The sequence below is a fragment of the Paraburkholderia sp. NMBU_R16 genome (assembly GCF_013282575.1).
Classification (GTDB): domain Bacteria; phylum Pseudomonadota; class Gammaproteobacteria; order Burkholderiales; family Burkholderiaceae; genus Trinickia.
In genome coordinates this window covers 1-223 of sequence record NZ_JAAAYE010000556.1, presented here as the reverse complement: position 1 = coordinate 223, position 223 = coordinate 1, and the positions used below count along the sequence as shown (strand labels likewise).

Genomic DNA, 223 nt, shown 5'->3' with positions numbered 1-223 from the left:
TGCAGCCACTGGCCCGCGCCGTAGACCTGCAGCCCGGTGCTGTCGACCAGCACGTGCAGCGGCCCGTCGGGCAACGGCTCACGGCGTATCGCGCGACGTTGCCTCGCCATCAACACCCGCCGGCTCAGGGTGGTGTGATCCGGAACCGGCAGCGCGAGCCCCTTCAGTTGCAGCACCGAACGCAGCAGACCCTCGGTCTGACGCGAGCGCATCCGCAACGCAC

The 223-nt window shown here is 70.0% G+C and carries 1 protein-coding gene; it reads right to left on the bottom strand.

The window, feature by feature from the left end; translation table 11 throughout:
• A partial coding sequence (locus GWC77_RS30510) for a transposase (protein WP_173263123.1) occupies positions 1–223 on the bottom strand: 223 nt, incomplete at both ends.